Source organism: Nitrosomonas aestuarii (genome assembly GCF_003046585.1).
Lineage (GTDB): Bacteria > Pseudomonadota > Gammaproteobacteria > Burkholderiales > Nitrosomonadaceae > Nitrosomonas > Nitrosomonas aestuarii.
The window spans coordinates 233819-256479 of sequence record NZ_QAAE01000003.1 but is presented as its reverse complement, the minus strand read 5'-3'; the positions used below and the strand labels follow the sequence as shown (position 1 = coordinate 256479).

19 protein-coding genes and 1 other RNA gene are annotated in these 22661 nt (G+C 43.1%); 9 read left to right on the top strand and 11 right to left on the bottom strand.

What is annotated here, in order from left to right; genetic code table 11:
• Positions 1-89 precede the first annotated feature (89 nt).
• From trpB to C8R11_RS04295, 10 genes are all read right to left on the bottom strand, one after another.
• Positions 90-1289: a tryptophan synthase subunit beta gene (gene trpB, locus C8R11_RS04340; protein WP_090697225.1), complete on the bottom strand. Its 1200-nt coding sequence runs from the start codon at positions 1287-1289 to the stop codon at positions 90-92.
• Complete coding sequence (locus C8R11_RS04335; RefSeq protein WP_090697227.1) at positions 1286-1903, bottom strand: phosphoribosylanthranilate isomerase; 618 nt, start codon at positions 1901-1903, stop codon at positions 1286-1288. Before C8R11_RS04335 ends, trpB begins: the two co-directional genes overlap by 4 nt.
• Before the next feature lie 22 nt (positions 1904-1925).
• Positions 1926-2723, bottom strand: coding sequence for a tRNA pseudouridine(38-40) synthase TruA (gene truA, locus C8R11_RS04330; protein ID WP_107794630.1), 798 nt, complete (start codon positions 2721-2723; stop codon positions 1926-1928).
• A gap of 73 nt (positions 2724-2796) precedes the next feature.
• Positions 2797-5457 (bottom strand): FimV/HubP family polar landmark protein, encoded by a 2661-nt coding sequence (locus C8R11_RS04325; protein ID WP_107794629.1) that lies wholly within the window; start codon positions 5455-5457, stop codon positions 2797-2799.
• 170 nt (positions 5458-5627) lie between these two features.
• Positions 5628-6740, bottom strand: coding sequence for an aspartate-semialdehyde dehydrogenase (gene asd / locus C8R11_RS04320; RefSeq protein ID WP_107794628.1), 1113 nt, complete (start codon positions 6738-6740; stop codon positions 5628-5630).
• Positions 6741-6813: 73 nt separating this feature from the next.
• Positions 6814-7875: a 3-isopropylmalate dehydrogenase gene (gene leuB / locus C8R11_RS04315; RefSeq protein ID WP_107794627.1), complete on the bottom strand. Its 1062-nt coding sequence runs from the start codon at positions 7873-7875 to the stop codon at positions 6814-6816.
• Between the two features lie 30 nt (positions 7876-7905).
• A complete protein-coding gene (leuD, locus tag C8R11_RS04310) occupies positions 7906-8544 on the bottom strand; it encodes a 3-isopropylmalate dehydratase small subunit (protein ID WP_107794626.1) in 639 nt (212 codons plus the stop codon).
• 10 nt (positions 8545-8554) lie between these two features.
• Complete coding sequence (locus tag C8R11_RS04305) at positions 8555-8683, bottom strand: entericidin A/B family lipoprotein (RefSeq protein ID WP_107794625.1); 129 nt, start codon at positions 8681-8683, stop codon at positions 8555-8557.
• Positions 8684-8723: 40 nt separating this feature from the next.
• Complete coding sequence (gene leuC, locus C8R11_RS04300) at positions 8724-10133, bottom strand: 3-isopropylmalate dehydratase large subunit (protein ID WP_107794691.1); 1410 nt, start codon at positions 10131-10133, stop codon at positions 8724-8726.
• Between the two features lie 509 nt (positions 10134-10642).
• Positions 10643-12088 (bottom strand): TM0106 family RecB-like putative nuclease, encoded by a 1446-nt coding sequence (locus tag C8R11_RS04295; RefSeq protein WP_107794624.1) that lies wholly within the window; start codon positions 12086-12088, stop codon positions 10643-10645.
• A 333-nt stretch (positions 12089-12421) separates the two neighbouring features.
• On the opposite strand from C8R11_RS04295, the gene C8R11_RS16050 reads away from it, so the two are divergent.
• From C8R11_RS16050 to rluB, 5 genes are all read left to right on the top strand, one after another.
• Positions 12422-12574 (top strand): hypothetical protein, encoded by a 153-nt coding sequence (locus tag C8R11_RS16050; protein WP_181258153.1) that lies wholly within the window; start codon positions 12422-12424, stop codon positions 12572-12574.
• Positions 12575-12913: 339 nt separating this feature from the next.
• Positions 12914-13012, top strand: an RNA gene (gene ffs, locus C8R11_RS04290) — signal recognition particle sRNA small type.
• Positions 13013-13177: 165 nt separating this feature from the next.
• Positions 13178-14815 carry a DNA polymerase III subunit gamma/tau gene (dnaX, locus tag C8R11_RS04285; RefSeq protein WP_107794623.1) on the top strand — a complete coding sequence of 546 codons (1638 nt, stop codon included), beginning with the start codon at positions 13178-13180 and terminating at the stop codon, positions 14813-14815.
• Positions 14816-14828: 13 nt separating this feature from the next.
• Positions 14829-15158 carry a YbaB/EbfC family nucleoid-associated protein gene (locus C8R11_RS04280; RefSeq protein WP_107794622.1) on the top strand — a complete coding sequence of 110 codons (330 nt, stop codon included), beginning with the start codon at positions 14829-14831 and terminating at the stop codon, positions 15156-15158.
• Positions 15159-15220: 62 nt separating this feature from the next.
• Positions 15221-16003 (top strand): 23S rRNA pseudouridine(2605) synthase RluB, encoded by a 783-nt coding sequence (gene rluB / locus C8R11_RS04275; protein WP_244531777.1) that lies wholly within the window; start codon positions 15221-15223, stop codon positions 16001-16003.
• Here the strand turns inward: rluB and prmB are convergent.
• A complete protein-coding gene (prmB, locus tag C8R11_RS04270; protein ID WP_107794620.1) occupies positions 15992-16909 on the bottom strand; it encodes a 50S ribosomal protein L3 N(5)-glutamine methyltransferase in 918 nt (305 codons plus the stop codon). The genes rluB and prmB overlap by 12 nt on opposite strands.
• 124 nt (positions 16910-17033) lie before the next feature.
• On the opposite strand from prmB, the gene tadA reads away from it, so the two are divergent.
• The 4 genes from tadA (at position 17034) to C8R11_RS04250 (ending at position 22621) form a co-directional block, all read left to right on the top strand.
• Positions 17034-17507, top strand: coding sequence for a tRNA adenosine(34) deaminase TadA (tadA, locus tag C8R11_RS04265; protein ID WP_280523864.1), 474 nt, complete (start codon positions 17034-17036; stop codon positions 17505-17507).
• Positions 17508-17532: 25 nt separating this feature from the next.
• Entirely contained in the window at positions 17533-18012 is a 480-nt protein-coding gene (locus C8R11_RS04260; protein ID WP_107794618.1) for a L,D-transpeptidase, read from the top strand.
• Between the two features lie 140 nt (positions 18013-18152).
• Positions 18153-19790, top strand: coding sequence for a FecR domain-containing protein (locus C8R11_RS04255; protein WP_107794617.1), 1638 nt, complete (start codon positions 18153-18155; stop codon positions 19788-19790).
• Positions 19787-22621 (top strand): EAL domain-containing protein, encoded by a 2835-nt coding sequence (locus C8R11_RS04250; RefSeq protein ID WP_107794616.1) that lies wholly within the window; start codon positions 19787-19789, stop codon positions 22619-22621. The genes C8R11_RS04255 and C8R11_RS04250 overlap by 4 nt, the downstream gene beginning before the upstream one ends.
• Positions 22622-22661 lie beyond the last annotated feature (40 nt).

Genomic DNA, 22661 nt, shown 5'->3' with positions numbered 1-22661 from the left:
AAAATATTCAAAATTCAAAATGCAAATAAAGTCAGCATCTGAATTCTAAATTTAAATTTTGTGAAAAAAGCTTATCAGGTTGATAATTCTCAGAGAGAAAGTCCAGACATTTCTGCAACAGTTGCCATATCCTTGTCACCACGTCCGGAGAGATTGACTAAAAGCAATTGATCCTGAGCAAGAGTTGGTGCAAATTTAGCTGCATAGGCCAAGGCATGGCTTGACTCAAGTGCGGGCATGATGCCTTCAAAACGACATAATGCGTGAAATGCTTCCAAGGCTTCTTCGTCTGTAATACCAACATATTCAGCACGATGAATATCTTTCAGCCAGGCGTGTTCAGGTCCAACGCCAGGATAATCCAGCCCAGCCGAAATAGAGTGTGTCTCGATGATTTGACCGTTTTCGTCCTGAATCAAATAAGTCCGGTTTCCATGCAGTACGCCGGGCTTACCTTTCATTAATGTTGCAGCATGCTGGTTTGTATCCAAGCCCTTTCCAGCGGCCTCCACACCAACCATTCGCACATTCTCATTATCGATATAGGGATAAAACAAGCCGATAGCATTGGAACCACCGCCCACACAGGCAATCAACACATCCGGCTGCCGTCCAAAGGTTTCTTCCATCTGTGTTTTGGCTTCTTTTCCAATTACCGTTTGGAAGTCACGCACCATCATGGGATAAGGGTGTGGGCCAGCAACGGTACCGATGATATAAAAAGTATCTTCAACATGTGTCACCCAGTCGCGCATGGCTTCATTGAGCGCATCTTTGAGTGTGCGCGAACCGGATTCAACCGGGATTACTTCAGCACCCAATAATTTCATTCGATATACATTGGTAGCCTGGCGTCTGACATCTTCAGCACCCATATAAACGACGCATTCCATTCCGTAGCGTGCTGCTACTGTTGCAGTCGCCACTCCATGCTGACCAGCACCTGTTTCAGCGATTACACGGTTTTTACCCATGCGCCGGGCCAACAGTGCCTGACCGATAGTATTGTTCACCTTATGAGCGCCAGTATGGTTTAAATCTTCGCGTTTAAGAAGAATTTGAGCGCCACCCAGGTGCGCCGACCAACGCTTGGCATGATAAATGGGGCTTGGGCGCCCCACATAATGTTTTAATTCATATGCGAATTCGTCCTGAAAATCAGGATCACTACGATAGTGCACGTATTGTTCGCGCAATTCATCCAAAGCCGAAATCAACGTTTCAGCGACAAACACACCGCCATAGGGGCCAAAATGACCACTTTTATTCGGTAGATCATAAACATTCACAGTTCTCGAACTCCTTGCATGAAAGCAATAATTTTTTGCTCATCTTTTATACCTTTTGCCGATTCTACACCACTGGATACATCTACTGCCCAAGGACGAACTTGTTTGACTGCAGTTGCGACATTTTCGGTATTCAATCCTCCCGATAAAATCACTGGCAGCGGTAAATATTGTGGAATTAACCGCCAGTCAAATACTTGTCCGGTGCCACCTGGCATGCTCTTTGCGTAGGTATCCAGCAGCAATCCTTTGGCCGTGTGATATTGATTGGCATATTGTAACAAATCCACATCATCCTTGACGCGAATTGCCTTAATATAAGACAAAGAAAATTGCTCGCAAAACCCGGGGTCCTCATTACCATGAAATTGTAACAAACTTAATTTGGCGGCTGATGCAGTTTCTTCAACCCAGTCGGAATCAGGATCGACATAAACGCCTACTGTATTGATAAAGGCCGGTATTTTTGCTGCAATTTTACTTGCTTGCTGTGGCGTGACATAACGCGCACTTTTGGGCCAGAACACAAAACCGATGGCATCCGCACCCCATTTAATCGCTGAAATGACATCTTCTACGCGGGTAATCCCGCAAATTTTTACGCGGACCGTCATATTTTAAATTGACTAGAAGTCGTCATGAAACACGCGAATAATCCATAAAACTTAAACTTTCGCTCAATTTGGGAAAATTCCACTTTGGATCATACATAATGCCGGTTAAATATAAACCTGCCGCAGAAAATGTGGGGGCAGCGAATGTTCTATTGCGGTTTTCCAATAAAATCTGCATCCAGTCTGGAGAATATTTTCCTTTGCCAACATAGACTAGACACCCTACGATGTTTCGCACCATATGATGTAAAAATGCATTAGCACAAAAATCAAACAGCATCATATTACCACGGTGTGATATCTCCAGGCGTGTCAGTGTGCGTACTGGTGTTTTTGCCTGGCACTCAGCGGCGCGAAAGGCTGAGAAATCATGTCTGCCAATCAGTTTCTTGGCACCGGCTTGCATCTTTTCAAGATCAAGTGGCTGATGGAACCAACCAACTTTTTGGGAGAAAATGCCTGGCCGTATAGGATGATTGAGCAGTAAATATTGATAACATCGGGCATGTGCACTGAAACGCGCATGAAACTGGTCTGAGACCGCGTGGGCCCATAGTATCGCAATATCTTTTGGCAAGAATGCATTGACACCTCGAACCCACGCATTCAGTGGGCGCAACGCTGATGTATCAAAATGGACTACTTGATACAAAGCGTGCACACCTGTATCGGTTCGTCCGGCTGTTACCACGCGAATTGATTCACAGGCAATTTGTGATAAAGCGAATTCTAACTTATCCTGTATTGAGCACCCACATGGTTGACTCTGCCATCCACAATAATTGCTTCCATTGTACTCAAGTATAAGTGCAATTCTCACAATATTGCTGGAGTCAGTCTATGATGACAAGCCAAAAAACTACACACACATTCTAAATAAGCAAACAAATACACTACAGCTTTTCCAGTAATTCTGTTGCAGTTTTTTGTTGATTATCATCGCCTTCCTGAACAACTTCTTCGAGCATTTCTCTTGCGCCTTCCTTGTCTTCCATTTCCAGGTAAGCTCTTGCCAAATCAATTTTAGTTTCTATTTCATGCCATTGCTCATTTTTTGCATTTGGCTCGGAAAATGCGGCAGCAGACTCATTTTCTCTGTCTTTTTCCTGATGATCAGAAATTTCGTCGGTATTTTCTATATCCAGATTGATATCAGAGAAATCAATTTCCGACGCTTCCTTTTCTGAATTTGCTAAAGCATTGGCGTTGACATCAGGATCCTGTAATTTAGACGATGAATCCAATTCAGGTATGTCAAGCATATTTACTTCGCTGTCTTTTTTATGGGCATTTTCATCAATCGCATTGCTATCATCGGCTAAATCAATTGCTGAAGGGTCGATTGAAAAATCAAGGGCGTTATCATCAGCATGAGATTCAGACTTTGAGGCTTGTTCCTTGTTTGATTCAGCTTCATTCCATTCATGAGCTTCTGGTGACTCTTTCGTTTCATCAAAGTCAATTTTCAATTCATAGTTCTCTGTATCATTATCCGCAAGATTCACTTCATTATCTGGAAAATCAATTGAATGCTCATCGTCAATTACGATGTCATTTTCTGGCACCTCTGCTTTTGATTGATCACCAGAACCAAGCAAATCGTTTAACTCATCTGGCGCGTCACTCAAGCCGCCAATACCGGAAGAATTGTTATCATCAAATTCATTTATTTCAGCAGATGATTCTGATTCACTTAATAACTGGGTTGCTTCATTCTCAGATTGTTCATTTTCATTAGAGAAGTCGAGTTCTATTGCCTGATCGGAATCAAATGATTCTTGTTCCAAAGTTTTAACTGGTTCATCAGAATCAGACGTTAAATCTATTTTTGTTACGTCATCACTTGTTCGCGAGTTTTCTTCCGGGAAAAAATGGTCCGGTTGATCGAACTCATCTTGATCATCCTTTTCATTTTCAACAACGTGAGCAGCAGCCACCGCTGCCGCTGTTTTGTTACGTAGCGCTGACGATAACTCTTCATATTTGGATTCTTCAGCTTCGGCTTCAGCCTCCGCGGCTTTTCTCCTTCGCCTGAAAACAACTGCAAGTAGAGTGAGCAATAAAATTGCTGCAATTGCGCCTAAATAAATCAGATTGTCCATGACTTGATCCAGCACTGATGCTTCTTCCGACTCAGGGGACTGTATTGGATTTGAGCTGGACTCAATCGGTACTGCGGGTGCAACAGGTTTTGTTTCAATCATTTCTGCTTTATCTGTTGCTGGTAATGTTGTTGAATCTGCTTCTGTCATAACGTCTAATTCAATTGCAGAATCTGCAAATTCAACTTCTGATGATATAGCATCAGATTGAATGACTTCAATTGACTCTATTTCAGACTTCGGTCGTTGCACCTGTGTCTGTGCATTTATCTGTGCCTGCGTTAAATCTGAGCTCTGCAATGCTAATAATTTTTGTAAATTCTCAACATTCTTTTCTAGCATGGCAACTCGTTCATTCGCTTCTCGTAAAGCGAGATTACGAGCAATGGCATCCTCCTCCATCATGCGCACGCGTTCTTGCGTACTGAGATCTGAAGGTACATTCTGAGAATCCGAGGCGCTCGCGCCGCTCGACAACCGCAATACTTCTTCCGGCGTTCTGGCTTGTGTAACTGCGGCGCTGTCAATTGTCGTAGTAATTTGTCCAGAATCAGTTTGTTTAAGGGTTTCAGAACCTTGCTGTTCTTGTGATGACAAAGCCAAATTCTGGCGATATTGATGCCAATTGCTTACCTGTACTTTGACTTCAGCACTTGCGTCCTTTTCGCTGATTTCAGTTAACGCTTGCAAATCCGGAATTTTTAAAACCACACCTGTTCTGAGCAAATTCATGTTGTCTGCGATGAAAGCTTCACGATTTGCCCGATACAGTGCTACCAGCATTTGGTTTACATTGACTTCTTTGGGTTTAACCTGCCTGGCAATTGACGACAGCGTATCTCCCTCTAATATCGGACCATATGTATCAGGTGGTTGAACGGCACGCTCAGGGGTCAACTGCCGCATTTCCATGGCTGGCTGCGCTACAGGGGGCGAAGTGACAGGCGTCATTTGTGACGCACCCTGTACTGCAGAAATAGTCTCCGTTCCTGCAATAACCCCTGTATTTTCCTGAACTGAACGTACAACCGGTACTACTGGTTCCGATACTTGAGTATCCGCAGGATCAAGCAATACAGTGTATTCACGCAACAAACGTCCTGAAGCCCAGCTGAGCTCCACCAACATATTTAGAAAAGGTTCGTTAATTGATTGCGGAGAAGTAATTTTGACGTAAGGAGTACCATTGACACGCGACTCTATTAAAACCCTAAAAGTCGAGAAAAAAGGTTCATACCGTATACCCGCTTGCGCAAATGCCTCACGGGAAGCAAATTCGGCTTTTAATGTTGACAGCTCTTCTTCACTGACGGAAACCAAGTCGATTTCTGCATTAAGAGGCTGCCCCAGGGAGGAATTGATTGTTAATTTACCAAGCCCAGCAGCATTAACTGTTATTGTGAAAATTAAGCCGAATAAATACAAACATGCTCTTAAAAAAGAAGTATACACAGAGGACCCTCTCTTGTTCTCAAAAGGAAATAGATCTAGCCTAGCACTACCTTTGATGATGCAAGTTCTAAATATTCCGCGAATTATATGCTAATTCTTTGAAAATAATTCTGAACTTTATGGTAAGACGATACCATTTGTCTTAATAATCAGTCAATAATTGTCTGAATTTAATGTTGCACTAGAATTCTAAGCATTCTGCGTAACGGCTCAGCAGCGCCCCAAAGCAATTGATCACCAACGGTAAATGCTGATAGATACTCATCACCCATTGCTAATTTTCGAATACGCCCGACTGGTATTGATAAAGAACCGGTAACAGCTGCAGGGGTTAGTTTTTCTGTTGTTACCTCGCGCTCATTTGGAATAACCTGAACCCATTCATTGGCTTCGGTAATAATATCTTCCACTTCGTTTAAAGGCACATTCTTTTTGAGCTTCATTGTAAGCGCCTGACTATGGCATCGCATGGCGCCGATACGTACACAAGTCCCATCGACCGGCACTGGAGAGTCCTTTCTGCCCATAATTTTATTGGTTTCAGCTAAGCCTTTCCATTCTTCACGGCTTTGACCGTTGGCTACAGCTTTATCAATCCAAGGAATCAAACTGCCTGCTAACGGTACCCCAAAATTGGCAACCGGAAAATTTTTATCACGAAGTGTACCTGCAACTTCACGATCAATATCCAAAATACTTGAAGCCGGATCATCAAGCAGATCTTTGGCTACTCTATGAGCTTCCCCCATTTGTTGCAGTAGTTCACGCATATTACGTGCACCGGCACCTGATGCAGCCTGATAAGTCATTACATTCACCCATTCAACCAAGCCCTTCTCAATGAGCCCCCCAACAGCCATTAACATCAGACTGACAGTACAATTGCCGCCAATATAGTTTTTCACACCATCGTGCAAAGCTCGCTCTATTACAGGCATATTTACAGGGTCGAGAATAATGACTGCATCATCATTCATTCGCAAGGCTGAGGCAGCATCGATCCAGTATCCCTGCCACCCCGCCTGTCTAAGTTCTTTGGCAATCTTATTGGTATAATCACCGCCCTGACAAGAAACAATGACATCCATTGCAGCAAGATCATTTAAATCATAAGCATCTTTAAGCAACGGAATATTTTTTCCAATATCGGGTCCTTTCTCCCCTTTTTGAGAAGTTGAAAAAAACACAGGATCAATCAAAGAAAAGTCTTCTTCCTCACGCATACGCTGCATCAAGACAGAACCCACCATACCACGCCAACCGACAAAACCAACCTGTTTCATTGCTTACCTATAATTTTTGAATATAAAAATATATTGATCTTTTGAAAAATTAATTATTATTTGACTTATTGATTTATAAGTTTGACAACACTGCATCACCCATCTCTCTTGTTCCTAAAACATGTGTCCCCTGACTTACAATATCTCGTGTGCGCAGTCCCTGTGCCAGAACTTTTTTGACCGCATTTTCTATGCGTTGCGCTGCTTGCTCCAGATTAAATGTATAGCGCATCATCATCGCAACGGAAAGAATGGTTGCCAGCGGATTTGCGATATTCTGACCTGCGATATCCGGCGCCGAACCATGAATCGGCTCGTACAAACCTTTATTATTACTATCCAGCGAAGCAGAAGGTAGCATGCCAATTGAACCAGTCAGCATGGAAGCTTCATCAGACAAAATATCGCCAAACATGTTTCCAGTTACTATCACGTCAAATTGTTTAGGATCACGGACTAATTGCATGGCTGCATTATCCACCAACATATGCGAGAGCGTGACATCCGGATATTCGTTACTAACTTCTTCCACGACATTGCGCCATAGCTGGGTGCACTCAAGAACATTCATTTTATCAACCGAGGTTAACTTATGATTTCTTTTTTGTGCGGCCTGAAAAGCAACATGTGCGATGCGTTGTATTTCAGATTCATTATAAATCATAGTGTTGAACCCAACACGTTGTCCATCACGGGTTTCTATACCGCGCGGATCACCAAAGTAAATATCGCCGGTTAATTCCCTAACAATCAGAATATCGAGTCCAGCAACCACTTCAGCTTTTAAGCTGGATGCTTCTGAAAGTTCTGAATAAAGTATTGCAGGACGTAAATTGGCAAACAAACCCAACGCTTTGCGAATAGCAAGCAGTCCTCTTTCGGGTCGCAGAGCTCGGGGCAAGGCATCGTATTTGGGTCCACCTACCGCGCCGAGCAGTATCGCATCTGCTTGCGCAGCCAGTTGATGAGTGGCGTCAGGATAGGGTTCACCGGATACATCGACGGCACAGCCTCCTATCAAGCCGTGCTCAATTTCAATATCAAGACCATCTTTTTTTAATACATCCAGTACTCGCACTGCCTGTGCAATAATTTCCGGCCCTATACCATCACCTGCCAAGACTGCAATTTTCATAGTTGTTGTTTCATTATTATTTTTACATATTTACGTAAAAAGCCAAGGCTGCTCTTCACGATGCCTTTGTTCAAATTGCTTGATTTTATCGGTTTGTTGCAACGTCAACCCGATTTCATCCAGACCATTTAACAAGCAGTGCCGGCGAAATGCATCCACGTTAAAAGTAAATTGTTCACCATCTGGCGTAATCAGCAATTGCGTCTGCAGATCGACCTTTAATGTATAACCCATCGTTTCAATTACTTCGCGAAACAGCTGGTCCATGATTAACCTATCCAAAATAATGGGCAGCAATCCAATCTTAAAGCAGTTGTTAAAAAAGATGTCTGCAAAGCTCGGTGCAATAATAACTTTAAAGCCATAATCCTGTAGTGCCCATGGAGCATGCTCTCGACTTGAACCGCATCCAAAATTGCTTCGTGCCAGCAAAATTTGTGCAGACTGGTAACGTGGTTGATTCAGAACAAATCCAGGATTCAGATGGCGCTGCGTGACATCCATACCCGGTTCGCCGTGATCCAGATAACGCCATTCGTCGAATAGGTACTGTCCAAACCCAGAACGTTTGATCGATTTCAGAAATTGTTTTGGAATAATGGCATCGGTATCCACATTAGCACGATCCAGCGGTGCTACGAGTCCCTCAAATGCTTGAAATGTCTCCATTAGCTAAATTTTATTCTGCTGTTCGTTCAATTGCTTCACCACCTTTTTGAATATCCTTACCAAAACCCGATATCGTATTGCAAGCTGACAGATATAAAGAAGCGGCAGCTGCAATCATCACTATTGATAATGTTTTCATGATTTTCCTCATTAAAAAATAATAACATTTCATCGATTGATTAATCGATTTCTCTTACATCGACAAAATGCCCTGCAATAGCTGCTGCGGCAGCCATTGCAGGGCTGACCAGATGCGTACGGCCACCTGGCCCTTGCCGTCCTTCAAAATTGCGATTGGAAGTTGAGGCACAGCGTTCGCCTTTACTCAATCGATCATCATTCATTGCCAGACACATAGAACAACCAGGCTCGCGCCATTCGAAACCGGCTGTCTGAAAAACCTTATCCAGACCTTCTTTTTCCGCCTGGTGTTTGACCAGTCCAGAACCTGGCACAACCAACGCCAATTTGATTGTCGAAGCAACATGCTTTCCTTTGACCACATCTGCCGCCGCACGCAAATCTTCAATTCTCGAATTTGTACACGACCCAATAAATACTTTATCGAGCGTTATGGACTGAATCGGTGTATTTGGCTGTAAGCCCATATAATTGAGTGCTTGTTCCATATCCTGACGTTTGACCGAATCAGCAACGTTCGCAGGATCAGGTACAAAACCGTCAACCGTTGTAACCATTTCAGGAGAGGTTCCCCAAGTGACCTGTGGACGAATACTGGCAGCATTTAAAGTAAGCGTTTTATCAAAAATGGCATCCGGGTCGCTATGTAGTGTGCGCCAATAAGTAATCGCTTTTTCCAACAACTCACCTTGCGGAGCGAATGGTCTTCCTTTGATATATTCAATGGTCGTTTCATCAACCGCCACCATGCCTGCTCGCGCTCCGGCTTCAATCGCCATGTTGCATAAGGTCATGCGCCCTTCCATCGTGAGCGCCTGAATCGCGCTGCCCGTAAATTCAATTGCATAGCCCGTCCCCCCAGCAGTGCCAATCTCGCCAATAATTGCCAGCGCAATATCCTTAGCGGTCACCCCCAGTCCAAGCTTGCCGTCAACCACGATTCGCATGGCCATAGATTTTTTTGTCAACAGGCACTGCGTTGCCAGAACATGTTCCACTTCAGATGTCCCAATCCCAAAAGCAAGACAGCCAAAAGCACCATGTGTACTGGTATGTGAATCACCGCAAACCACTGTCATGCCAGGTAACGTAGCGCCCTGTTCCGGACCGATAACATGCACAATTCCTTGACGCAAATCATCCATCTTAAATTCGGTAATGCCCAGTTCATCACAATTTTGATCAAGCGTTTCAACCTGCAAACGTGAAACTGGATCGTGGATGCCCTGGTCTCGATCTGTTGTGGGCACATTATGATCAGCCACTGCAAGTATTGAATTTATTCGCCAGGGCTTACGCCCGGCTATCTTCAAACTCTCAAACGCCTGCGGACTGGTTACCTCATGGACCAGGTGGCGATCGATATAAAGCAGCGTGGTGCTGTTCGCACTATCTAATTCAGTATGGACAACATGCTGTTCCCAAAGCTTATCGTATAACGTTTGCATCATCTTACAATTTATGGATTTAATTTGATTATGTAACGTTAAATTATTACATAAAGTACGATTAAGAAATAGCCATAGTCTTTTTTTAGACAGCAGTTTTCGCAGCAAATTTCGGATGGAACCCTTATTAAATTTTAAAATGGGGCACAATTAAATTTATGCTAATTTGGAACTGATAATCCTATATTCAATGTTGTTTCATGAGATTCCACCATAAGAAGAATGAAATGCATATGCCAAGAATGCCAGCAACGCACCTGATTTTGAGTTGCAGTGCTGGCAGAATTGAATAAAAGTACGAAGTGACGATCATCTATTCCAAGCTAACAAGCTGCTGAAGAACTGTCTGCGTCGCCATTGCGAGGTTAAAAACAAGTTTAAATACTTATTGTTCAACTTCTTATTCGGCATATTATGCGCCGCGCTCGTTAAGCCAGCTTGGCTTCTAACCGTTCAAAAAATGTTTGCAACAATAATTTACTTTTTTTACTGCAAATGGATTCGCTCTGTCACGTAAAATGATTCCGCAACCACACTTCCAGTTTGCGCGTAGCCAATACATCATCGCGATTATAGCCAAGTATTTCAACTTTTAACCGCTGTTTTTTTTGTGTCTCGGTAGTTTTCAAAAAATGATTGAATTGTACTACGGACCATTGAGAACCAGATTCTTGATTTTGCCATTGAAAATTAACCAACCCGGGGTGTTTGCAGATATCCTTTAAACCGTAGCCTTGTAATGGCAGTATAAGGTTATCCATGACCGGTCTCTGCATGTCAAATAATGGTGTATCTTCGTCGTGCTGTCCCAGCAACCATTGCACGGTAGCATGCTTATCCATGCCGTAGCGTTCTGCATATTTTTTAATCGTGTTTTTTTCATGATTTGAATAATGGGCGAGAATAAGCGAGGTATAACGCGTACGATAAAGTTCTATTTTTTCCAGAAATAACAGCCAACCGTTATAGTCCTGTGTTTCATCATCAGTCCATATGTAGTCAAAATCATTACGAGTATAGGGTGGTATCAGCAGACCCCATAAATAAACATGCCGTTCGCGTGTAGACGTCAGTGGATTATCTTCAATATCGAAATGAATCCAGGTGCCCGCAGGAAGTGTTACTTTATTTAGTTGAAATAATTCATCGTTAAGAAAAGAGCGAGCCTGCAGGATGACACGCTGTTTTCGTTTCAGACTGGTCAGATGCGGCATATCCGGAATATCTTCGGCATTTTGTGTGGCAAGTTGTGAGATAGTTTCAATACCATTCTGAGCTAGATGTTCGGCTGTGTGTCCGTGCACGCCATAGAGCAATGAGATATCCTCCATAATGTCAAATTGTGGACGACAATGCGAAAAATAAGGACAAATACGGCATTTGCTATGGCTATACCGTACGACCGGCTGCTCATGTTGTTCACGTAACCGCCGCATGTCGTTAATAAACGCATCAACAAGCGAATCGATTTCGTCGCCAATATTTGCTATACGTCCATCTCCAAGAAATACAATGGCCGGTAATTGACCGGCCAGCAACCGACGATACAGACCCAGTTGAATCTGCAGCGCCTTTTTGTTTTCTTTTTGTGACAGTTTGGCATCAGCCGCCTGATATTCCCCACATTCATGACGAATCAAAAAATCAGGATAACCCACCAGACCAAGTTCATGATCAATCAATCGAGCCTGATAAATGACGGCTACGCCCTGTTGCATTAACGCTTGCGTATGTTCGAAAGTGGCTGCACGATACACCTCATGCTTTGACTGTAATTTGGCCAATATATTGGTTTCGTGCTGCAGTCCGGCATTAAATAATAGCTGATTGAATGGATCTGCATCATGGTTAACTGCCTGATGCAGATCGAGCCAAGTGCGTCTTTTGCAGGACACCCAGGTTGTCGCATCACTGGGTTTGATTAAATAAAGATTGGGATTATTACTGACTGTCATACTGTCATTCAATGGTTTGCAATCCTATCTGGTCCAACTGACTATTTAAAAAAATTAAGTTACGATAGTTATAATTCATGGCAGGCTTTATTTTCATGCTTATGCAAATAGCTACACAGTCTTACCAAAAAATGTCAAATCTCGATAGAACCTCACTGAAGAATAACATTCGTTTCCCTTGACGATTACTATCACGTTGTTATTTCAAAATATTTTATTATATAGTGCAGCAGTGTCGTAGAATTTCTTACCGCACTAAATAAGGCAGCATATCAATAGAGCAATTTATTCTTAAATAAACCTCGCTTGATCAATATTTGCAAAGGACAACCCATGAAAAACTTAAAATTATTTATAATTCCAGTAGCAATATTCATAGGGCTAGGTGGTTGTATATCATATAGTTCAAAGAAGGAAGAAACAGTAGTGCCAACTCAGTCAAGTTACATCGATGCCCAAGAGCGAATTAGTGAATATAAAAATTAAACGGTTTTTTACCAAAGACGAGATATTTACAAATTAAAAACTGCCGAACATCCACCGAATGTTCAGAAGATGCATATTTTGGCCCAATCTTCACGAAGTACAAAATTACATCTTCATTAACGATTCCCGCCATAGAGGTTACGGATTCCGGAAAGACACAGATCAATATTGAAAAAAACTAATAATTATTTGTTATTTGACAGGATCAATGAACAAATTCGAAGTATAACGCCTTCTATGACATTTAAGCCTTGTAACATTGCATAAATTCTGGAAAGCGCTTTGTTTGCAGTTCGTGTACTGGTATACTCACGCTTCCTGTAAAAACTGTTATCCAATGGCGGGCCTCCCCGCATTGCAAAGTAGCGAATCTGGTCAGGTCCGGAAGGAAGCAGCCACAGCTATTTTTTGCAAGTGCCGGGGGTCTGGCTCGCCACCCTGATAAGCTTCAATTGAAATTTCTTGTTCCGTTTTTATTACGCCTTTTCAGAATAAGTTACCCTGCAGTGGATCGCGCGCCTTTTGGACAACCTGCTCGTAGTTAATTCACCTGCTATAATATACATTTAGCGCATCATTATATTCAGAAAATTTAATAAGATCGTGTCTCAATCACAAGTCCTTGCACGAAAATGGCGACCCAAAACCTTTTCCGAGTTAACCGGACAGGATCACGTTGTAAGAGCATTAACGAATGCACTGGAGCAGAACCGGTTACATCATGCCTACCTATTTACTGGTACACGGGGTGTGGGAAAAACAACAGTAGCACGTATTCTTGCCAAGGCACTGAATTGTGAAAAAGGTGTGACATCCACACCATGTGGAAATTGTGCGGTCTGCATGCAAATTGATGACGGACATTTTATTGACTTGATCGAGCTTGATGCCGCATCCAATACACAAGTCGATAACATGCGGGATTTATTGGAGAATGCACTTTATGCGCCCACCAATGCCCGTTTCAAAATTTACATTATCGATGAAGTACACATGCTCTCCAAGTCAGCATTCAATGCCATGCTGAAAACCCTGGAAGAGCCTCCTGCGCATGTTAAATTCGTGCTGGCGACGACAGATCCGCAAAAAATTCCCGTTACCGTCCTTTCCCGCTGTTTGCAGTTTAATTTGAAGCATATCCCGCCTCCCCTTATTTCGGAACATCTGAGAAATATCTTGGCTTTGGAAGAAATTCCTGCGGATAGTGTTTCGTTGGCACTTATTGCACAAGCCGCTCAAGGTAGTATGCGGGATGCTCTTAGCATTCTGGATCAAGCGATCGCTTTTGGGGACGGCAAGGTAACTGAAAGTACGGTTCGCGATATGCTGGGTGCCATTGATAAACGCTATCTCTATGACATACTCACAGCACTCGCAGCAAAAAATGGACAGCAGATGCTATCGCTTGCTGACGAAATGGAAATGTTGTGTCTTTCATTTGAATCTGCGCTGCAGGATCTGGCAGCAATATTACATCGCATTGCACTCGCACAAACGGTACATCAGGCAATTGATAACGAAATGCCGGACCACCAGCAGATTTTCTCGCTGGCCAAAATATTTGCTCCGGATGATATACAACTGTTTTATCAAATAGCGCTGCACGGACGTAATGATTTAAGTCTGGCACCAGATGAATACGCCGGTTTTACTATGACGTTAATACGTATGCTGACTTTTGCGCCAGATAATCTGGTTACATCGCACTCATCACTGCAACAATCACACACCGTGCAAAATGCCCCAGCAACAAGCACGGCACATGAATTTACCCATACAAAGAGTAATGCAGTCATCTCTACAAAACAAAAAAAAACCACAGAATCCTTGGCTGACCAACACATATCTTCCACAGGATCCTTACAGAACTGGCCCGATCTGGTCAAACAGCTGAATTTGACCGGTATGGCGAAAATGCTGGCGCAACACAGTGAGGCAAATATCTTAACCCATGATAAGATTGAATTATTTGTTCCGGAAGTACACAAACACCTGCTCGATAAAAAATACCAGCATGCAATACAGACCGCGCTGGACGTACACTTTTGCAAGCCCGTTTCTCTCAACTTTGCTATTGGCAGTATTACCGGCATGACACCGGTTGCTATACAACAAATAGAAAACGAAACAAAACAGGCAAAGGCGATAGCAGCAATCGAAAAAGATCCGATTGTGCAGGAATTGGTAGACAGTTTCGATGCGAAAATCATAGAATCATCAATTAAACCTATTCAAAATTAAAGGAGATTCAAGCATGAAGGCTAATCTGGCAAACATGATGAAACAAGCCCAACAAGTTCAGGAAAGCATGAAACAGATGCAAGAAAAACTGGCTGTTCTGGAAGTCGAAGGGCAGTCTGGCGCAGGCATGGTCAAAGTCGTAATGACCTGCCGTCACGATGTTAAAAGCATACATATTGACGACAGCCTGGTCGGTGACGGCGATGACAAGGAAATGCTGGAAGACCTGATTGCAGCTGCATTCAATGATGCTGTACGCCGTGTTGAATCAACAACACAGGAAAAAATGGCCGAGATGACAGGCGGACTGGGTTTGCCACCCGGCATGAAACTGCCATTCTAATCAAAGCATAAGAACACGATTCTATGTCTACGAACAAGCCATTCAGGCCAGCAAAAAGAAAAATGCCTTTGCGGACTCCGGCATTTGCAAAACAAGATTCTTCTGTTGCCACCGCAACCACTTATAAACTGCAAAAACTTTTAGCACAAAAAGGGCTGGGTTCGAGACGAGAAATGGAAACACTGATTGCCTCAGGTCGTGTCAGTATCAATGGCAGGGTGGCTGTTCTGGGTGATCGCATCGGCTCGGAAGACAGAGTTCAAATTGATAAACGTGTCATACGCTTTGATCTGGCTGAACGTTTACCACGTGTGTTGCTTTACCACAAACCGGAAGGTGAAATTGTCAGTCGGAATGATCCGGAAGGCCGCCCAACCGTTTTTGACAAACTACCCCACCTTAAGTCTTCTAAGTGGATTGCGATCGGTCGTCTGGATTTTAATACCAGCGGTCTATTGATATTTACCACTGACGGTTCGCTGGCAAACCGCTTGATGCATCCGCGTTTTGAAGTAGAACGGGAATATGCAGTGCGTATCATTGGTGAATTGACTACCGAACAGATTACACGGTTGACAACAGGCATTCAGTTGGAAGACGGCACCGCTTCTTTCAGTCAACTTGCTGAACAGGGCGGCGAAGGCATAAATCGCTGGTACCGCGTGATATTGCAAGAAGGCAAGAATCGTGAAGTCCGACGCATGTTTGAATCACTCGGGATCATGGTCAGCCGACTGATGCGGGTGCGTTTCGGTCCGATCAATTTACCCCCGAGAATAAAACGCGGCAAGTGGCTGGAACTTGAAGAAAAGGAAACGAGACGTTTGTTAAGTTTACTTTCCTGACTTGCGATCATCTGCCGCCAGTTGATCGCGACTCAATAAAAAAACAAACGCATCACCGGCGCTGGTTTCCAGCCATGTGAACGGTATCCGTGGAAAAGCCGCTAACAAGGCGTCTCGGTTGTGTCCGATTTCCACAATCAGTAAACCAGATTCTGTCAAATAATCGGCGGCATTGGATAAGATATGCCGTGTGGCATCCAGTCCGTCAATTCCGCTGGCCAACGCATTAGAAGGCTCATGGCGGTATTCCTCTGGCAACGCTGCCATTGACTCGGCGTTGACATAAGGTGGATTACTGACAATCAGATCATATTGTTTGCCGGTTAAGCCGGTAAACATATCAGATTCAATTAAATGAACCCGTTTTTGCAAGTGATAATTCATAACGTTCTTTTTTGCAACATCCAGTGCGTCTAAAGCAATATCTGTTGCATCAATCTCGGCCTGTTCAAATACATCTGCCATTATGATGGCCAGACAACCCGATCCTGTGCAAAGGTCCAGGGCAGAATGGATGTTATCAGGATCATGAATCCATGGCTCCAATTGAGCTTGTAAGAGTTCCGCGATAAATGATCGCGGTATAATCACACGCTCATCCACATAAAATGAATAGTCTCCCAACCATGCCTGGTGTATCAAATAAGCCGCCGGTTTCTTCTCTACAATGCGGCGCGTTAGAATATGTTCAATCTGCAACAATTCATCATTGGTTAAACGGGCATCAAGAAAAGAATCCAGTTGATCCAGTGGCAAATGCAAGGTATGTAGGATAAGATAAACCGCTTCATCATAGGCTGTGGCAGAACCATGACCAAAAAAAAGTCCGGCTTGATTAAATCTACTGACCGCAAAACGAAGCAGATCACGTATGGTATTTAACTGATTTCTTGCTTGAGTAAACATTTGATTTATTCTGGATGGAAAATTTGAATTAGCAGAACAAATGAGATTCAACTACGTAAATGTAGCATAAAAGCCATCTTAAACGCCTGAATTTTTAAATAATTGCATCAAATTAGCATAAGTGATACAAAACAATCTAGACAGAAAATATATGCGTTTTGCACTTGAACAGGCGTTAAAGGCGCAGGCATTGGGCGAGGTACCTGTCGGTGCTGTTATTGTACAAAAAGAGAGTATTATCAGCCACGGATTTAATTGCCCTATTATAGCGAAAGATCCAACAGCCCATGCCGAGATCATGGCATTACGTAATGCCGGTCAGTACTTTAAAAACTACCGGCTGCTCAACTGTACGCTTTACGTCACACTGGAACCCTGCGTTATGTGTATCGGTGCGCTTTTTCATGCGCGTATTGAGCGTTTGGTTTATGCCGCTTCTGATCCCAAAACAGGAGTTTGCGGCAGCGTGATCAACTTGCCGGCTGAATCGCGTTTGAATCACCATATGCGGGTAGATAGCGGCATTATGGCAGAAGAAGCCAGCGCACTGTTGAAACAGTTTTTTGCGCAACAGCGCAGAAAACACCTGGTAAAGTGACATTGAATGCAAGAGTAACCATGTTATGAAAATTAATATTTCCATATATAAGCAACAGCTTGAGCTGCTGAATGATGATGAACAGGTGATAAACAACTATCGAATTTCATCTTCAAAAAGCGGTACAGGTCAGCAAAACGGCAGCTTTTGTACCCCGCTGGGAAAACATATCATTCGTGCCAAAATCGGTTCAGGACAACCCGCCAATACAGTGTTTATTCGCCGTCGACCGACCGGGGAAATTTACACACCGGATCTGGGATATCGATATCCAAATCGTGACTGGATATTAACGCGCATCTTATGGTTGTCAGGATGTGAACCGGGTTTTAATCGGGGTGGATCAGTTGACACTATGCGGCGCTTTATCTATATCCATGGCAGTCCGGACAGCGTGGAAATGGGTAAGCCTGGTTCCATTGGATGTATACGTATTTCAAATGACAATTTATTGGAATTGTATGATTTGGTTTCCACAGGTACAGTAGTTAATATCATCCAGTAACCGGTTTATAAATCATTTTTGCTGATAACACTCGTTATAGATTTGGCCTTGACTTTTAAATAATTATTACCCGTCTGCGCCTAGGGTTCTATTTGTTCATAAAAATCTTATCAAACCGAAACTAGTGATAAGGGAATAGTATGTATCAAGCGCTTGTTAAGTTGCGTTGTCTTTTGTTGGCAACGCTAATAATTTTGCCCACTTGTGTTATTGCAGAAGAATGGATTTATACAGTGCGGCCGGGTGATAACCTGTGGAATCTGACCGAGCGTCATCTGACGGGCATGCAATATGTAACAAAATTGCAACGGCTGAATGGTATTCAGAATCCGTATGTCATACCACCCGGCACCCCGTTGAGAATCCCAATGGCCTGGACCAGAATGGGAGAAAATGTGCATGCACAAATTGTCAGTGTTTATGGTTCCGTCTTCATTCAACGACCGCCACAAGAAAAAATACCCGCAGAAGTTGGGATGCAGTTATGGGCGGGCGACATAATCCAAAGCGAGAATGACTCTTTTGTTACTATTGAGTTTACAGACAATTCAGAAATGCGTGTGCAGGACAACAGTCGCGTTCGTATAAAAAAAATGCAAATATTGGGTGATTATGGCCTGGTTGAAACATTAATTGATCTGGAACAAGGGCGTATTGAGAATTCAGTACTCGAAAAACCTTTCACAGGAACCCGATTTAGAATACAAACACCATCTGCAATCAGCTCAGTCAGGGGAACGTCGTTTCGTGTTGGCACTATAGATTCGCACACAGCAACTACGAGTGAAGTACTTTCGGGTAATGTGAACGTCAGCAATACGAAAAGCGATGTCCAGGTTCCAGCTGGTTTTGGTACAGTGACGCCTTTAGGTGCTCCGCCTTCACCGCCTGTAGCGCTTCTGCCACCGCCTGATTTATCTGAAACCAGTAGCTACTATGAAAGCTTGCCTTTGGTCATTCATCTGAAGCCATTATCAGGTGTCAAGGGGTATCGCGCACAGATTGCCACGGATCGGGACTTCAAGAATCTATGGTCGGAATTCACCACAGTGACACTGCCTTTTCGTGATGGCGATATACCGGACGGTGATTACTGGATGAGAATCCGCGGCATTGATGCATCCGAAATTGAAGGCAAAGATGCAATTATCCGTTTTTCACTCAATGCACGGCCCGAGCCACCTTTTATAATCGCCCCTATACCAGGTGGTACTACAACGCCTGAAAATCAGGAATTCAGCTGGACGACTCAGTCTGAGGCATCTCATTATGCGCTTATGATCAGTCAGGACTCTGAATTTTCCAGTTTAATATATTTTAATTCTGAAATTAAAGAAAACAATTTAACACTAACTGAACCACTTGTCCCCGGTCACTATTTTTGGCGTATTTTCTCAGTCTCGGCAAATGAAGGGGCCGGCCCGTTCAGTGATGTAATGTCTTTTAGAGTACCTTATCCTGGACCAGCACTTGAAGAAACAAAGCTGGGCGAAAATGAGATTACATTTTCATGGCGTGCAGCTGCAACAGGTCAAAGCTTTCATTTCCAGCTTGCACGTGATGCAGCATTTAGCGATATCATTTATGACGAAATGACTTCGGCTTCTCAAATAACCATTCAGAAACCCGATGGTGGCACCTATTACCTGCGCATCAAAACTATTGAATCTGATGGCTTTCATGGTCCCTGGGGACCGAATCAGCTTATTGAAATCCCGCGTGATATGCCTTACTGGTTAATGCTGTTGTTGCTATTGCCACTCCTTGTTCTTATATGATTTTTCTAGAAAATTTCAGGAGACAACAGAATACTTTTATCGTACGTACATTTTTTCTTCTGACTACAATTACAGTTATCGCTTACACCGAAATACTGGAGCGCCTGGATTTTGTGGTCTATGATGAAATATTGCATTTTATTGATTCAACGCATGATTCGAATATCGTTATTGTAACAATTGATGAAAAAAGCCTGAGCGCTTTGGGCAGTTGGCCATGGTCGAGGGGAGTGCATGCAGAACTGATTAATCGATTAACATCCATTGGCAATAAAGTGGTGGCGTTGGATTTACTTTTTTCCGAATTGCAGAGTACTGATGCACATGCTGATCTGTTACTGGCAAAAGCAATTGCAACACACGGAAATGTTATTTTGCCTGTGGCGCCGATTTCAAATAACAATTCCGGTGCATTATACTTAACCGCGCCCCATCCGATTTTCAGACAACATGCTGTACTCGGACATGTAGATATAGAACTCGACAGTGACGGTGTTGCGCGGCGTGTTTTCCTGTATGCAGGTATTGATGCACCGGCATGGCCTGCATTAGCGCTTGTTCTAGCAAACCCTTCAACGGCAGGGCATTCACTTCAAATCAATGATAATAAAAAAGGTGATGACCGCCTCAAACACTGGGTCCGTGCTGAAGAAACACTTATACCTTATACAGGTAAATTAAATAGTTTTCGGCATGTTTCTTATTCAGATGTTTTATTCAACGACGCAAAGTTAGCCGATTTAAAAGGAAAAACAGTTATTGTCGGCATGACGGCAGCCGGCATGGGTACGCGTTTTGCAACACCTCTTTCAGCTGACAACCGACAATCTATGACCGGTGTAGAATGGCACGCAAACGTATACGTAATGTTGCAAAACAATCATGCCATTCACCCTTTGCCGGAAATATGGGTGACGATACTATCATTTTTATGGGTAGCGATTATTCTTACTGGTGTTTGCTGGACAAAAAATAATTTCACAGTCCCATTATTGGCTTTTTTCATGGTTGCCGGTTTATTTCTCGTATACCAGTCACTAAAGATTTACCATGTTTGGATACCTCCCAGTGCAGCCCTGTTGGGTACGCTTGCCATCTACCCTTTGTGGAACTGGCGTCGCGTCAATCAATTTATACGCGCATTTTTAATTACGCAATTACGCTCCAGCACCGCATTGGAAGCAATACAAGATGGCGTCATTATAACTGACGCGCATGATCATGTTGTCTATATCAACAGAGGTGCCGAAAAAATTCTGCGTACAGAATTCAATCAGATCAAAGGAAAAGTGTTGCAGCAAATTCTACATCTCTACACAAACCACAACCACCGACCAGAAGATCGATCCGTTAAAAAACTTCTAACACCTGGCCTGGATTGTCCTGGCGTACTCGAATGTGGCTTGAAGACAACGCTTAATACTGAACGTACCGTGCGGATTACACGTAATCAATTACATGATGAACACGAAGCGTTAATAGGATCAGTCATCGCCATCACTGATATCACTGATACCGTTGAGCTGACACAACGCATAGCACATCATGAGGATTATGATGCGTTAACTAAATTACCCAATCGGACAAAGCTAATGACACAGTTTGACCAATTGATTCAGGTAACTCAAATCACAAACAAAACTATTACCATTTTTTTTATTACTCTGGATAATTTTAAAAAAGTCAACGATGCTATGGGACATCAGGCTGGCGACAAACTGCTGCGGATGGTTTCCGAGCGCCTGAATGAAAGTGTGAACCAAGATGATATCGTTGCACGCTGGGGCGGCGATGAATTTATTCTACTCTCTGTATACTTGACTGATAAAGATATCGCTACTGGAATGGCACAAAAACTTCTTGAAGTCATCAGAAGCCGTTTTGAAATTGATAGTTTAGAAGTATATGTATCTGTCAGCATCGGTATCAGTTTTTATCCTGAAAATGGATTAACAAGTGATACGATACTAGAAAGAGCTAGAACAGCCATGTATCGTGTCAAGCGAGACGGCGGCAACTGTTTTAATTTTTATTCACCTGAATCGACTTTGGTGTGGACACGCGATCGGCTTGAATTGGAAAAAGAGCTGCGCGCGGCTATCACAAACCATGAGCTTCAGGTTTTGTTCCAACCGATAGTCCATGCAGAAACGCACCATATTGCCCGGATGGAAGCGCTTGTGCGATGGCCTCATCCAGCGCGAGGTTTCTTATCGCCAAGTGAATTCATACCGCTTGCTGAAAATGTTGGATTGATTGACCAACTTGGGGAGTTGGTTTTAAGAACCTCCTGTTTAGCTTCTTATAAATTATTAAAACTGGGTTATTCCGTCAACGTTTCGGTCAACGTGAGTCCTCGACAACTGCTAAATAAAAATTTCCTGCAAACAATTTTTAACGCGCTGCATGATTCGGGGTTGCCCCCTCGTTTATTAATACTAGAAATAACTGAAAGTGCTATCGTTAATGATATGGAACGCGTTGGTAATATTCTTACAAAAATCCGAGAGCTTGATATTTTAATCGCTCTGGATGATTTTGGCACAGGATATTCATCACTCACATTATTACGTGAACTTCCCATCGATATTATAAAAATTGATAAATCGTTCGTTCGTACACTGGATCAAAATCAGAACGATTTGACTATTGTTCAAGCCATTATCGGTCTGGGGATCAATATGGGACTGTTAGTTGTCGCAGAAGGAGTAGAAACAGCAAAGCAAGCCAGAATTCTGCTTCAGCATCACTGCTACTATCAACAAGGATATTACTTTAGTCGGCCTATTCCCTATCAGGCGTTATTGGAATTAATCAATAAAAATAGATAATTAACACACTCAGATAAATGCAATCTGAACATATCAAGAA